Below are 13,479 nucleotides of genomic sequence, written 5' to 3' on the forward strand. Positions count from 1 at the left end.
GACACGACCAGGATGCGCATCCTCCTGACCGGCCCCGGCGGCTTCCTCGGCAGCGCGCTGGCCTGTTACTGGGCCGGACGCGGCCATGCGCTGACCCTGCTGGCGCGGCCCAGTTCCCGGCTGGAGCGGCTAGAAGGCCTGCTCGACGGGACCGCGGTCCGCGTGCTTCGCGCGACCACCCCCGGGGAGGTGGCCGCCGCGGTCCGCGAGGCGGCGCCGGAGGCCATCGTGCACACGGCCTGCTCGTACGGCCGCAAGGGGGAGAACGCGCTGGACGTGATGAGCACCAACCTCGTGCTGGGCACCGCCCTGCTGCAGGCCGTGCTGGACGGCACGAGCCGCGAGGGCACGCCTGTCAGCGTGCTGAACACCGGCACGGTGCTGGCGCCCGAGGTCAGCCTGTACGCGCTGAGCAAGACCCAGTTCTCGGCCTGGGGCGCCGCGCTGGCCGCGTCCTCGCCGCAACGGCTGCGCTTCATCGACCTGCGCTTGCAGCAGATGTACGGTCCCGGCGACGACCGCTCCAAGTTCACCACGCACGTCATCGAGGCCTGCCGGCGCAACGAGCCGCGGCTGGCGCTGACACCCGGCGAGCAGCGCCGCGACTTCATCCACATCGACGATGTCGTGCGCGCGTATGACCGCATCCTCGAGCGGAGAGAGGACTTCGCCGCGAGTGACGCGATCGACGTCGGCTCCGGCGAAGCCGTCACGATGCGTGCCTTCGTCGAGCTCGCCAAGGCGGTGACCGGCGCGTCCACGTCGCTGGACTTCGGCGCGGTCCCGTATCGCGCCAACGAGGCCATGCTGTGCGTGGCCGAAACGGCGCGACTACGCGGCCTGGGCTGGTCGCACAAGGTGTCGCTCGCCGACGGCCTGGCGCGCATGGGCGCGGCGTCCGATCCGGAGCGCTGAGCCGCCCCGCCCCTCGATCTTCGAATCCACTGAGCGAAACTCACCCATGAAACTCCTGATCACCGGCGGCTGCGGCTTCCTGGGCTCAAACCTGGCGGCCCACGCCCTGTCTCAAGGCATCGAGCTGTGCGTGTTCGACAGCCTCTATCGCCACGGCTCGCAAAGCAATCTGCAGTGGCTGCGCGACCAGGGCAACTTCGAGTTCGTGCACGGCGACGTCCGCAATGCCAATGACGTGCAGCGTGCGATCGCGCGGGTGAAGCCCGACGCAATCTTCCATCTGGCGGGCCAGGTCGCGATGACCACATCGATTGCGGATCCGCGCATGGACTTCGAGGTCAACGCGCTGGGCACGCTGAACTTGCTGGAAGCCGTGCGCGCGCATGCGCCGGAAGCGGTCGTGATCTATTCGTCGACCAACAAGGTCTACGGCGACCTGGAGCAGTACCAGTACCGCGAGACAGACACCCGCTACGTCTGCGTCGACCAGCCCGATGGCTTCGACGAACAGACGCCGCTGGACTTCCACTCGCCCTACGGTTGCTCCAAGGGTTCGGCAGATCAGTACCTGCGCGACTACCACCGCATCTTCGGCCTGAAAACCGTGGTGTTCCGCCACTCGTCGATGTACGGCGGCCGCCAGTTCGCGACTGCGGACCAGGGCTGGATCGGCTGGTTCTGCCAGATGGCCGCGGAAACGCGTGCCGGCCTGCGCCAGGCGCCATTCACGATCTCCGGCAACGGCAAGCAAGTGCGCGACGTACTGCACGGCGAGGACATGATCTCTCTGTACTTCAGCACGCTGAAGCACGCCGACGCCGCTGCCGGCCAGGCCTTCAACATCGGTGGCGGCATCGCCAACAGCCTGTCCCTGCTGGAGTTGTTCGGGCTGCTGGAAGCCGAGATCGGCCAGCCGCTGCAGTACACCAAGCTGCCCCCGCGCGAGAGCGATCAGCGCGTGTTCGTCGCGGACATCGGCAAGATGGAGCGGCTTACCGGGTGGAAGCCGCAGGTCAGCGCACAGCAGGGCGTCTCGCGCATGCTGGCGTGGACCTCCAGCATGCTCGCCGCCGCCTGATGAGTTCGAGAACCGCTGTCCTGGCCGGCTGGCTGGCTCGCCTCGTGGTCGTGGCCTGCGGGCTACTGAACACGCGGCTGCTGCTGTCCATCATGGCGGTGCCCGACTACGCAGCCTATGCCATCGTCATCTCGCTGGGCCCGTGGGTGAACCTAGTCAACCTCGGGCTGCCCAACACGGCGCAGAACGAGATCGCCGAGCGCCGCGCCAAGGGTGAGGACTTCGATGTCCTGCGCCAGAACGTGGTGAACGCCGCCGCGCTCGGCGCGCTGGCCTTCGGCGTATTCAGTTGGCCGCTGGGCGAGGCGCTGCGTCACACCGTGCTGTCGGGCTACGGCGGCCTGTCGGTGACAGGCATCGCGCTGATGTGTTTCGGCCTGAGCCTCAACGGGCTGGGCATGGTGGCCAACCAGGTGCTGTTCGCGCTGCACCGCAGCTTCTGGCCCAACGTGATGCCGGGTGTCCAGGCGCTGGCCACGACGGTGCTGCTGCTGATCTTCCAGGCTTCCGGCCGCGGCGGCCTGGATTGGGCCGCGCTGAGCTTCGCGCTGCCCGCAGTGCTGTCCTTCGTGCTGATGGCGCGGGTAGCCCAGGCGCGACCATCTCGGGGTGTCGACCTGGCGCTGCTGCTCGAGGTGCTGCGCCGTAGCCGCTCGTTCCTGCTGCTGGCCTTCCTCGCCGCAGCAACGCTGTCGGTGGATTACATCGTCATGGCCCGCATGCTCACTGGTCCGGACGTGGTCGAGTACAGCTTGGCCGGCAAGGTCTTCGCCGTGCTGCTGTCGGTGCACGCGGTCCTGGTGGCGACGTCCTGGACCGGCCTGTCAGACGCCCACTATCAGGGCGAACCCCGCCTAGTGCGTCAGCGGATCGCGCGACTGCTGATCGTGGGCATGGGCGTCGTGCTGCTGCCCTCAGCCGCAATCCTGGCGCTCAAGGAGCCCATCTTCGCGTTGATCACCGGGCGTCATGACTTCACCATGTCGAGCACCTTGCTCGGCGCCTGGGCGCTGTACCTGGTGCTGCGCGTGTGGTGCGACACCTTCGCGCTGGCTCACATGAGCGCAGGCCGCCTAGCGCTGCTCAATGGCTACATCCCGTTCCAGGCGGCGATCAGCATCGGCGCGCAGATCTTCCTGGGCCACCGCTTCGGCGCGATCGGGGTGATGCTCGGCCTGTGCGCCTCTTTCATGCTCACCGCCGCGTGGATCCTGCCCATGCGTTTCCTTCAGCAGACCCGCCCTGTTCCCGCGCTGCCATGACCTCTGACACGACCCCGACCGTCCGTCCGATCATCTCGATCGCGATCCCAACCTACAACCGATCGCGCCGTCTCGAGGACACGCTCGCGCGCCTGAGCACCCATCCGGAGATCTTCGAGGACTGGTTGGAGGTCGTCGTCTCCGACAACGCGTCCACCGACAACACGCCCGAGGTCGTCGCCGCTTTCAGCGAGCGCACAGGGAAGGCGGTGCGCTTCGGCCGCAACGCCAGCAACGTAGGCATCGACGGCAACATCCACGCGGTCTCGCACCTGGCCACGGGCCGCTACCTCCTGCTGATGTCCGACGACGACCTGCTTCTGACCGGCGCGCTGACCCGGCTGCGCGAGCTCGTGCAGACCACGCCCGACCTGCTCTTCTGCTTCGTCAACGGCGGCTCGTTCCAGGGCACCTACGACCCGAGCGCGAAATTGCCGCCGCTGGTGCCGCTGTCGCAGCCGCTCGTGACGCGTGATCCCAACGAGCTGCTGACCACGATCGGCGTGTGGTCGACATTCATCTCCTCGTTCTTCGTCGATCGTCAGGCCTGGCAGAACGTGCCGGCGCCGGAGTCGTTCATCGGCTCGGACATCTACCTGACCCACATCCTGTTCCGGCTGTTGGCAGCGGAGCGTGGCCGCCCCTGCGTGATCACCTCGGAGCAGCTGCTGGCCGCGCGCGGCGAGTACGGCGGCAGCTTCCGGGTCTTCCACGCGTTCGGCTACAGCCTGCTGAGCCTGCTGACCCGCGATGCGCCGGCCCTGGGGCTGGACCCACGCGCGATGCGTCGGATCAAGCTCGGCATCATCCGGCGCGCGCTGCCGCCAATGGTGCTGATGATCCGGCGCGGCGGCGCCCAGCGCCGTGCGCTGAACCTGCAAGAGCTGCAATCGCTCCTGCGCTTCACGTGGTGGGAGCCGCTCGCATGGGTCTTCCTACTGCCTGTCGCGCTACTGCCCAACACCGTCGTGGAAGGGCTGATGCGCCTGAAGGGCAAGCTCTTCAAGCGCTCGGTCTTCGCCTGACCCTCCAGCGACGGTCTACGATGCATCCGCTGACCCACTTCCTGTCGCGCGTGTCCGCGCGCCTGGGCCGGTCCTGGGAGCGTGCCGCCTCGCGCTGGCATGCGGGCCGCTTCGCCGCCTGCGGGCCGGGGGCGCTCATCCGCGCGCCGCGCGTGATCGTGGGCGGTCGCCACATCCACATCGGCGCCGGATTCGACTCATTCCCCGGCCTGCGCATCGAGGCCTTCGACCGCCACCTGGACAAGCACTTCACCCCGCGCATCACCATCGGCGACCGGGTCAGCATCAACTACGACTGCCACATCGGCTGCGTCGACCGCATCAGCATCGGCAACGATGTGCTGATGGCCAGCCGGGTCTACATCTCCGACCACAGCCACGGCGCGCCGGACTATCACGATATCGAGGTCGCGCCCTCCGCGCGCAAAGTGTTCTCCAAGGGGCCGGTCGTCATCGAGGACGGTGCCTGGATCGGCGAAGGCGTGTGCATCCTGCCGGGCGTGCGCATCGGCCGCCACGCCATCGTCGGCGCCAACGCGGTCGTGACCCGCGACGTGCCCCCCTACACCATCGTCGGCGGCGTGCCCGCCCGCCACCTCAAAACCCTGTCCCCCGGCGAGCGTCCCGCCCCGTCGATCACGCCATGATCCACATCTTCACCATCACCGCCAAGAACTACCTGAGCCTCGCGCTGACGCTGGGCCAGTCGGTCGCCCGTCACCATCCCGAGGCGCGGTTCACCGTCTGCGTGGCCGATGGCATCGACGGCATCGCGCTGAACTACGAGCATCCCGGCCATCGACTGCTGGACGCCCGCGACACGCTGCCCGCCGGCACCTTCGACGACATGGCGTTCAAGTACGACGTAACCGAGTTCTGCACCTCGTTCAAGCCGGCGACGTTCAAGCACATCTTCGCCACCGAGGCGGACACCGAGCTGGTCCACTATATGGACCCGGACACGCGCCTGTACAGCCGCCTCGACCCGATCACCGCGGACACACCGACCAAGACGCTCTACCTGGCGCCGCACCTGCTCGACTGCGACGTCGCGGACGGCAATCCGTATCCCGAGTTCCATCACTTGTGGGAAGGCATCTTCAACCTCGGCTACTGCGCGATCCGCCGCACGCCGGCGATGCCGCTGGTGCTGGATTGGTGGGACGCGCGCCTGCGCGAATACTGCTACGCCGACCATGTCGACGGTCTGCACACCGACCAGAAGTGGATGGACTACGCGCCGGTCTATTTCCGCGACGACCTCGTCATCATCGAACACTACGGCGCGAACGTTTCCCACTGGAACCTGATCGAGCGCCCGCTGACGCGCGTGGACGGCGAGTACCGCGCCGGCCGCAACGCGCTGATCTTCTTCCACTTCTCCGGCTTCGACTTCAAGGGCACCGCGCTCAACAAATACGTGCCCAAGGAAGCCCAGGGCGCCTACACCGACGGCCTGCTGACCGACTTCGCCGCCGACTACCGCGCCGCCGTCAAGGCCAACGGCTACGACACGCTCATCCAGATTCCCTACGGCTTCGCGCGCTTCGACGACGGCACGCCGGTCTCCAAGGCCCAGCGCCGCCTGTACCGCGAGTTCGTGAAGGCGACGCCGGTGCAGCGTCCCTTCTCCAGCGCCGGCGTGTTCTATGCCGCGCTGCGCGACGGCGCCCTGCTCGACCGCAGCGCCGCCGCCGCGGCCAACTACTCGAAGGCCACGGTCTCCGACATGGACGGCAAGCTCCGCACCGTCAGCCGCGCGATGCGCTGGATGCTGAAGCTGCTGGGCTTCCGCCGCTATGCGCAACTGGTCAAGCTGTTCAGCTTCCTGGGCCGCATGGAGAACCACCGCTTCCTGCTGCAGCGTCCGCGCTGATCCGGCGCTCCCATCGGCCCGCCCTTCCCGCTCCACCGTCTCGATGACCAGCGACGATCGCCAGCCCCTCGCGCCGCAGCGCGGCCGCTACTTCATGCGGCACCGCGGCTTCAACCTGCTCTTCCGCAGCGTGGACGCGCTGCTGCGCGCGCTCGTTCCGCGTTGCGCGCCCTCGCCGCGGCCGGTGCGCCGCATCCTGATCGCCAACGGCGCGCATCTGGGCGACATCGTGCTGTCCACGGCCATCCTTCCCGTGATCAAGGCCGCGTACCCGGACGCCCGCATCGGCATGCTGGTGGGCGGCTGGGCCGGACCGGTGGTGAAGAACCATCAGCTGGTCGACTGGGTGCATCGCCTGGATCACTGGCGCCTGAACCGCGCGGCGCTGTCGACACGGGCCAAGATCCAGCACTGGTGGCGCACCCGTCGCCAGGCGCTGCGAGAGATCCGGGCGCGCGACTATGACGTCGCCCTTGATCTCTACTTCTACTTCCCGAACTCGGCCGCGCTGCTGTGGCAGGCCGGCATCCCCACTCGCATCGGATACACCAGCGCCGGCCTGGGCCCGCTGCTGACGGAGTCACTGGATATCGACATGGCCGCCAGCCGACGCTCCATCGTCGATTTCCACCTGGACCTGGTCCGCCGGATTCCCGGCATTGGCACGGCCCGTGCCGAACTGGCCGTTCCCAACATTCCCCGCTCACCGGTGGACCTTGAGAAAATCATCGGGCCCGGGAACTATGTTGTGCTGCACCTGGGCTCAGGCTCCGCGCTCAAGGACTGGCCGGAGTCGTCCTGGGCCATGCTGGCGCGCCAGTTCCTAGCGCAGGGCCGGCGACTGGTGCTCACCGGCACCGGCACCCGCGAGAAGGAGAAGATCGAGCGCTTCCGCCGCGAGGTGCCCGACACCCTGGACCTGTGTGATCGCCTCAAATGGAACGAATTCGTCGAAATCATCGCGCATGCCAGCCTGCTGGTGGCCAGCGACTCGGTGGCCGCGCACATCGCCGCGGCGGTCGATACGCCGGCCGTGGTCACCGGCCATGGCATGACAAACCTGCACCTGTGGCGCCCGGCCAGCCCACGGGCCGTGGTGTTGATGCAGGCCGTTCCCTGCGCTCCCTGCTATCGCAACGGCGGCTGCTCGACGATGGCCTGCTTGCGCGAACTGGCTCCCTCCACCGTCCAGGCCGCGTGCGACGCGTTGCTGGCCGCGCCAGCCGCCGTTCCGGCGGCCTGATCGCGCATTGACGCGAGCCCTCTCACCCCGCCAAGTGTCAAGATGAACACACTCTTCCAACACAACCTAACCCAGCATCTGGCCCTGTTCAACCGCCTCGCCGACCTCGACGACAGCGTCATGGCCGCCGCGCGCCTCGTCACTGCAAGCTTGCGCCACGGCGGCAAGCTAATGGTCTGCGGCAACGGCGGCTCGGCCGCCGACAGCCAGCACATTGCCGCCGAGTTTACCGGCCGCTTCATCGAGGACCGCAAGCCGCTGGCCGCGATGGCGCTGAGCACCGACACCTCGGCGCTGACCTGCATCGGCAACGACTACAGCTTCGCGGAAGTCTTCTCGCGCCAGGTGGCCGGTCTGGGCCGCGCGGGCGACTGCCTGATCGGCATCTCCACGTCGGGCAACTCCGGGAACATCATCCGCGCCGTGGAAGTGGCCCGCGCCGCCGGGATCACCACCATCGGCCTGCTCGGTCGCGACGGCGGAAAGCTGGCCGCGCTCTGCGATCACGCCATCGTCGTGCCGGACCGCGTCACCGCGCGCATCCAGGAGGCGCACATCCTGATCGGCCACACGATCTGCGGCGCCGTCGAGCAGCAGCTCGGCCTGGCGCCGCTGCCCGAGGACTTCGCATGACGCCGAGCCGCGAGCGACTCGCCGCCTGCCGCGTGCTGGTGGTCGGCGACGCGATGCTGGACCGCTACTGGTTCGGCTCCGTCGACCGCATCTCGCCCGAGGCCCCGGTGCCGGTGGTAAGCGTGCGTCGCGAGGAAGACCGCCTGGGCGGCGCCGCCAACGTCGCGCTCAACGTCAGCCGTCTGGGCGCTGCGTCGACGCTGCTGACGGTGGTCGGCGACGACGCGCCGGCCGCCACGCTGCAATCGCTGCTCGAGCGCGAGGGCATTTCGGCGCTGCTGGGCCGCGATGCCCAACTGACGACAATCGTCAAACTGCGGGTGATCGGACAGTCCCAGCAATTGCTGCGCGTGGACTTCGAAAGCACGCCGGACCACGAGGTGCTGGCCCGCATGCTGTCGGACTTCGAGGTCGCGCTGGCCGGCTGCGACGTGGTGCTGTTCAGCGACTACGGCAAGGGCGGCCTGACCCATATTCCGCGCATGATCGGACTGGCCCGCCAGGCCGGCAAGCCGGTGCTGGTCGACCCGAAGGGAAGCGACTATTCGCGTTACGCCGGCGCCACCGTGATCACGCCCAACCGCGCCGAGCTGATCCAGGTGATCGGGCGCTGGCGCGACGAGGCCGATCTGATCGAGCGCGCGACGCGCCTGCGCGAGGAACTGCGCTTGGACGCGCTGCTGCTGACGCGTTCCGAAGAGGGTATGAGCCTCTTCGACGGCGCCGCCGAACCGCTGAACGTGGCGGCCCGGGCCCGCGAGGTGTTCGACGTCACCGGTGCGGGCGACACCGTGATCGCCACGCTCGCCGCCATGCTCGGCTGCGGCATGTCGCTGCGCGAGGCGGTGCCCGTGGCCAATCGCGCCGGGGGCATCGTGGTGGGCAAGTTCGGCACCGCCACAGTCAGTTACGAGGAGCTGTTCGCATGAAAGTCGTGGTCACCGGCGCCGCCGGTTTCATTGGCGCCAACATCGTCCGCGGGCTCAATGCCCTGGGCATCGTCGACGTCATCGCCGTCGACGACCTGAGCGACGGCCCCAAATACCGCAACCTGCTCGGCGCGCGGATCTCCGATTACTTCGACAAGAACGAGTTCTACGAGCGGTTCGCGCGCGGCGAGTTCGGCCGCGTCGAGGCGGTCATGCACGAGGGCGCCTGCTCCGACACCATGGAGCACGACGGCCGCTTCATGATGGAGACCAACTACCGGTGCTCCAAGACGCTGCTGGACGCCTGCATGGCGCAGGGCACCCGGCTGCTGTACGCGTCCTCCGCCGCCACCTACGGCGCCAGCGAGACCTTCCGCGAGGAACCCGAGTTCGAGCGGCCGCTGAATGTCTACGGCTACTCCAAGCTGCTGTTCGACAACGTCGTTCGCCGCATGCTGCCGAGCGCCCCGCATCAGGTGGCGGGCTTCCGCTACTTCAATGTCTACGGCCCGCGCGAGCAGCACAAGGGCCGCATGGCCTCGGTGGCTTACCACCACTACCAGCAGTTCAAGGCCAACGGCCAAGTCAGGCTCTTCAGCGAATACCGCGGTTACGGCCCCGGCCAGCAGGAGCGCGACTTTGTCTTCGTTGACGACCTAGTCGCGGTCAAGCTCTGGTTCCTGCAGCATCCTGAAGCACGCGGCATCTTCAACCTGGGCACCGGCCGCGCCCAGCCGTTCAACGACGTGGCGCTGGCCAGCGTCAATGCAGCGCTGTCGCTGCGTGGCGAGCCCACCCGTCCGATGGCCGACCTCGTGCGCGACGGTCTGGTCGAGTACATCGACTTCCCCCAGGCCCTCGTGGGCAAGTACCAGTGCCACACACAGGCCGACCTGAGCCGGCTGCGCGCGGTGGGCTGCGACCATGTCTTCACCGACGTGTCGGCGGGCGTGGACCGCTACGTGCGCTGGCTGCATGCCAGCGAGTCGGACCCGACGGGGAGCGTATGACCCAGGCGCTGCTGGACAAGATCGTTCTGGACGACGCCACGATCGAGGCCCGCGTGGCCGAGCTGCCCGGCCCGATCGTGTTCACCAACGGGGTGTTCGACATCCTGCACCGCGGGCACGTCAGCTACCTCCAGGCCGCACGCGACCTGGGCGGATCGCTGGTGCTGGGGCTCAACAGCGATGCATCAGCTCGCCAACTTGGCAAGGGACCGGACCGGCCGCTGAACGCGGAACTGGACCGCGCGTTCGTGCTGGCGGGCCTGTCGTCAGTGTCGCTGGTTGTGTTCTTTGACGAGCGCACGCCGGTCTCGCTGCTGCGCCGCGTACGTGCCGACATCTACGTAAAGGGCGGTGATTACGACATGGAGTCGCTCGAGGAAACCACCGTGGTGCGGTCCTGGGGCGGCCGCTCGCTGGCCATTCCGTTCGTCGACGGCTATTCCACGACCTCGCTGGTACGCCGCATCCGGGGGAACGGCGTATGAAGCGCGCCGCGTTCCTGGACCGCGATGGGGTGATCAACCAGGATCGTGCGTACGTGCACTGCTGGGAGGACTCCGAATTCGTGCCCGGCGCGCCGCTGGCCGCCGTCTATCACCGCTCACATCATCCGTCGGGCCGTGTCGCGGCGCTCACGCTGGACTGCGACTGCCGCAAGCCCGCGCCCGGCTTGCTGCTGCGCGCAGCGCGCGAGCATGGGCTGCCCCTCACCGAATCGATGATGGTCGGCGACAAGCCGTCGGACATTGCGGCGGCGCGAGCCGCCGGCGTCGGCCGTGCCTACCTTGTGGCGTCGAACAATGTGGAGGCTCCCACCGGCGGCGCGGACGAGGAGGCGGTCGGGGCCGATGGGGCCTTCACGTCGCTTGCCCACTGCGTCGACCACTTGCTGGCCGCGCAGGTCTGAAACGACTGCCCCGGTCCAGCCCCTCAGGATCAGAAGAGCCTCAAGAGAACCGCCGCCATGCCCCACCTCGAGCACACTGCCGCTGACGCGCCCCGGCTGCCAGTCCACGGCGGACTCGCGCACCGTGTCATTCTGCACGGCGCCTCTCTGCTGCTGGCGTCGGTGCTTTTGGTGGCGACGATGCTGACGCAGATCGTCGGCCTGGGTGGCGATCCGATCGACACGGACCTGGCGGTGGCACTCGGCGCGCTTTGCTCGACGATGTTCGCGGTGCGCGCTCTGTACAGCCGCGCCGAACGCTTCTTGTTCTCGCCGACCTTCTGGCTGCTGGTGACCTTCCTGTTCTATTTTGTGCTCAAGGCCTTGGACATGGCCGGCAAGGACTCAGTGACGCCCACCCTGATCAAGGCGCTGTGGCTGTGCACGCTGTTCCTGATCACCTATGGCGGCGTCTATGCGTGGACCGATGCCAGCCTCCGAGCGCGGGAGCCGGCCCGTGCGCTGGTGCGCTTCGAGGCGGAGATCCCGCGCGGCGCCGAATGGACCTTGCTGGTCATCTACGCAGGTTTCAAGCTGCTGGGAATCGTGCTGCTGGCTTCGGCCGGCGGCGGTGACGCGCTTGAGGTCGCAGCGGCGACGCAGAACACCGGCGCGGCCTACCTCTACCGGATTCCTGCGGTCGGCAACGTGGTCCTGCTAGCGCTCCTGTTCAACGCATTCAAGAACAACCGCGGCTGGACCGTGATGGCGCTTGCGCTCGCGGCCTACTTGGTCGAGGCCGTGCTGTCCACGAGTCGGCTGTCGCTGGTGATGGTGGTGCTGTGGACCGCCTTCCTGTATCACCGCTACCGTCATCCGATCTCGCTGGGCCGCGTCGCGCTCATCGGTGTGCCGCTGGTGCTGGTGGTCGTGATGTTCGGATACGCGCGCAACATCGAGGTCGGCTCCGCAGCCGCCTATGTGGAGGCTGCCTCCGCGCTGGCCCAGGAACCGACGCTGGTCAGCGACCTGTTCCTTCAGCGCCTGGACATGCTGCCCGAGATGGTGATCGCGCTCGACCTGCATCAGGCAGGCGTGCTGCCCGACCTCCATGGCGGCTCCTATGCGTACGCGTTCATGCACTCGATCCCGCGCAGTCTGTGGGAAGGCAAGCCGCTGCTGACCGCCGCGCTGGTGACCTCGCAAACGCACCCCGGCGCCTTCGCCGACGGCGTCAACATCTTCCCGTCCATCATCGTCGAGGGCTACCTGAACCTGGCGCTGGCGGGCGTGATCCTGTCGGGCGCGCTGGTGGGATTCTTCTCGCGGCAGCTCGAACGCGCCATCGCAGCGGACCGCCTGGTGCCCAGCGTGTGGGCGCTCTCGATGTTCACCTTCCCGATGGCCTTGTTCAACGAAGGCGTGCACAGCAACTTCACCGGTGCGCTGCTCTACACGACCGCGCTGAACGCCGTGCTGTACCAGATCCTCCTGTTCTTCGGTGCCCTGAAGCGCCGACGTTTCTCCCCGTGATCCACCTCAACGGCAAGTTCCTCGCCCAACGCACGACCGGTGTCCAGCGCTTCGCGCGCGGCGTGGTCACCGCCCTGGATCGCAGCCTGCAGTCGACGCCGTGCGGTCAGGACGTCGAACTGCTGCTGCCGCCCGCCGCCACGCCCATTGAGGGCCTGCAAGTGATCCGCCAGCGCGTGATCGGCATGCCCGGGAGGTCGCTCACCGCGTGGGAGCAACTGGAGCTGCCACGCCGTGCCAGAGGCGGCACGCTACTGTGTCTGTCGGGCTCGGCGCCGTTCTTCGCGGGCGACTGCTTGCCCACCATCCACGATGCAGCCGTCTACCGCTATCCGCAGGCCTACTCGCGGCCCTTCGTCACCTGGTACCGACTGCTGTTCGCGCGGCGCGCCAGGCGTTCGCCCCTGGTCCTGACGGTCTCCGAATCGTCGGCACGTGACCTGGCGCCGCATCTGCCGCGCACCACCTTTCGCGTGGTACCCAATTCCGCCGAGCACATCACCGCCCAACTGGCCGACACGTCGGTGTTGGAGCGGCTGCAGCTGTCTCCGCGCGGCTTCCTGCTCGCGGTCGGCAGCCTCAATCCGACCAAAAACTTCGGCCGGCTGATCAAGGCCTACGCGACCTCGGCGCTGGCCGATCGCCTGCCGCTGGTGATCGTTGGCGCGGTCAACCGGGACGTGTTCCGCGCCGACGGGCCCGTAGCGGACCATCCCAACGTACGCTGGGCCGGCCCGGTGCCAGATGGCCAATTGCGCGCGCTGTACGAGGCGGCGGCGGCGTTCGTGTTCCCCTCGCTGTACGAGGGCTTCGGCATCCCGCCGCTGGAGGCGATGCGCTGCGGCTGCCCGGTCGTCGCGTCGCGGGCCTCGTCGATTCCCGAGGTCTGCGGCGACGCCGCCGATTACTTCGATCCCCTGGACCCTTCGGCGATGATCGCCGCCATCGTGGCCCTGCTGGACGATCCAGCGCGACGCCAGGCGCTCGTCTCCCGGGGCCTGACCCGCGCCGATGCTTTTTCCTGGGACCATGCCGCCGAACGCCTGCGCGACGCGCTGGCCGAGTTCCGGTTCATCGAACGCTGACCAT

At 68.0% G+C, this 13,479-nt stretch carries 14 protein-coding genes; all 14 read left to right on the top strand.

The genetic code is table 11. The features are described from left to right. Positions 1 to 12: 12 nt before the first annotated feature. The 14 genes from ACG00X_RS08720 (at position 13) to ACG00X_RS08785 (ending at position 13,475) form a co-directional block, all read left to right on the top strand. Complete coding sequence (locus tag ACG00X_RS08720) at positions 13 to 915, top strand: NAD-dependent epimerase/dehydratase family protein (RefSeq protein WP_394487719.1); 903 nt, start codon at positions 13 to 15, stop codon at positions 913 to 915. Positions 916 to 961: 46 nt separating this feature from the next. After that, on the top strand, positions 962 to 1,993 hold the full coding sequence (locus tag ACG00X_RS08725) for a GDP-mannose 4,6-dehydratase (RefSeq protein WP_394487720.1): 1,032 nt from the start codon (positions 962 to 964) through the stop codon (positions 1,991 to 1,993). After that, positions 1,993 to 3,255 (top strand): lipopolysaccharide biosynthesis protein, encoded by a 1,263-nt coding sequence (locus ACG00X_RS08730; protein WP_394487721.1) that lies wholly within the window; start codon positions 1,993 to 1,995, stop codon positions 3,253 to 3,255. The genes ACG00X_RS08725 and ACG00X_RS08730 overlap by 1 nt, the downstream gene beginning before the upstream one ends. Next, positions 3,252 to 4,280: a glycosyltransferase family 2 protein gene (locus ACG00X_RS08735; RefSeq protein WP_394487722.1), complete on the top strand. Its 1,029-nt coding sequence runs from the start codon at positions 3,252 to 3,254 to the stop codon at positions 4,278 to 4,280. Before ACG00X_RS08730 ends, ACG00X_RS08735 begins: the two co-directional genes overlap by 4 nt. A gap of 344 nt (positions 4,281 to 4,624) precedes the next feature. Then, on the top strand, positions 4,625 to 4,927 hold the full coding sequence (locus tag ACG00X_RS08740; RefSeq protein ID WP_394487781.1) for an acyltransferase: 303 nt from the start codon (positions 4,625 to 4,627) through the stop codon (positions 4,925 to 4,927). Next, on the top strand, positions 4,924 to 6,156 hold the full coding sequence (locus ACG00X_RS08745) for a hypothetical protein (protein ID WP_394487723.1): 1,233 nt from the start codon (positions 4,924 to 4,926) through the stop codon (positions 6,154 to 6,156). The genes ACG00X_RS08740 and ACG00X_RS08745 overlap by 4 nt, the downstream gene beginning before the upstream one ends. A gap of 43 nt (positions 6,157 to 6,199) precedes the next feature. Next, on the top strand, positions 6,200 to 7,399 hold the full coding sequence (locus ACG00X_RS08750; RefSeq protein ID WP_394487724.1) for a glycosyltransferase family 9 protein: 1,200 nt from the start codon (positions 6,200 to 6,202) through the stop codon (positions 7,397 to 7,399). A gap of 42 nt (positions 7,400 to 7,441) precedes the next feature. Further along, complete coding sequence (locus ACG00X_RS08755) at positions 7,442 to 8,032, top strand: D-sedoheptulose-7-phosphate isomerase (RefSeq protein WP_394487726.1); 591 nt, start codon at positions 7,442 to 7,444, stop codon at positions 8,030 to 8,032. Continuing rightward, positions 8,029 to 8,961 carry a D-glycero-beta-D-manno-heptose-7-phosphate kinase gene (rfaE1, locus tag ACG00X_RS08760; RefSeq protein ID WP_394487727.1) on the top strand — a complete coding sequence of 311 codons (933 nt, stop codon included), beginning with the start codon at positions 8,029 to 8,031 and terminating at the stop codon, positions 8,959 to 8,961. Before ACG00X_RS08755 ends, rfaE1 begins: the two co-directional genes overlap by 4 nt. Beyond that, the gene (rfaD, locus tag ACG00X_RS08765) at positions 8,958 to 9,971 is read left to right on the top strand and encodes an ADP-glyceromanno-heptose 6-epimerase (RefSeq protein ID WP_394487729.1); all 1,014 of its coding nucleotides are present in this window, start codon (positions 8,958 to 8,960) and stop codon (positions 9,969 to 9,971) included. Before rfaE1 ends, rfaD begins: the two co-directional genes overlap by 4 nt. After that, positions 9,968 to 10,456, top strand: a complete 489-nt coding sequence (locus ACG00X_RS08770; protein ID WP_394487731.1) for an adenylyltransferase/cytidyltransferase family protein — start codon at positions 9,968 to 9,970, stop codon at positions 10,454 to 10,456. The genes rfaD and ACG00X_RS08770 overlap by 4 nt, the downstream gene beginning before the upstream one ends. Beyond that, complete coding sequence (locus ACG00X_RS08775; protein ID WP_394487732.1) at positions 10,453 to 10,878, top strand: HAD hydrolase-like protein; 426 nt, start codon at positions 10,453 to 10,455, stop codon at positions 10,876 to 10,878. Before ACG00X_RS08770 ends, ACG00X_RS08775 begins: the two co-directional genes overlap by 4 nt. A 57-nt stretch (positions 10,879 to 10,935) precedes the next feature. Next, positions 10,936 to 12,390 (top strand): O-antigen polymerase, encoded by a 1,455-nt coding sequence (locus ACG00X_RS08780; RefSeq protein ID WP_394487733.1) that lies wholly within the window; start codon positions 10,936 to 10,938, stop codon positions 12,388 to 12,390. Continuing rightward, entirely contained in the window at positions 12,387 to 13,475 is a 1,089-nt protein-coding gene (locus ACG00X_RS08785) for a glycosyltransferase family 4 protein (RefSeq protein ID WP_394487734.1), read from the top strand. The genes ACG00X_RS08780 and ACG00X_RS08785 overlap by 4 nt, the downstream gene beginning before the upstream one ends. The last annotated feature ends 4 nt before the right edge of the window (positions 13,476 to 13,479 follow it).

The organism is Pelomonas nitida (genome assembly GCF_043555975.1).
Classification (GTDB): Bacteria; Pseudomonadota; Gammaproteobacteria; order Burkholderiales; family Burkholderiaceae_C; genus Pelomonas; species Pelomonas nitida.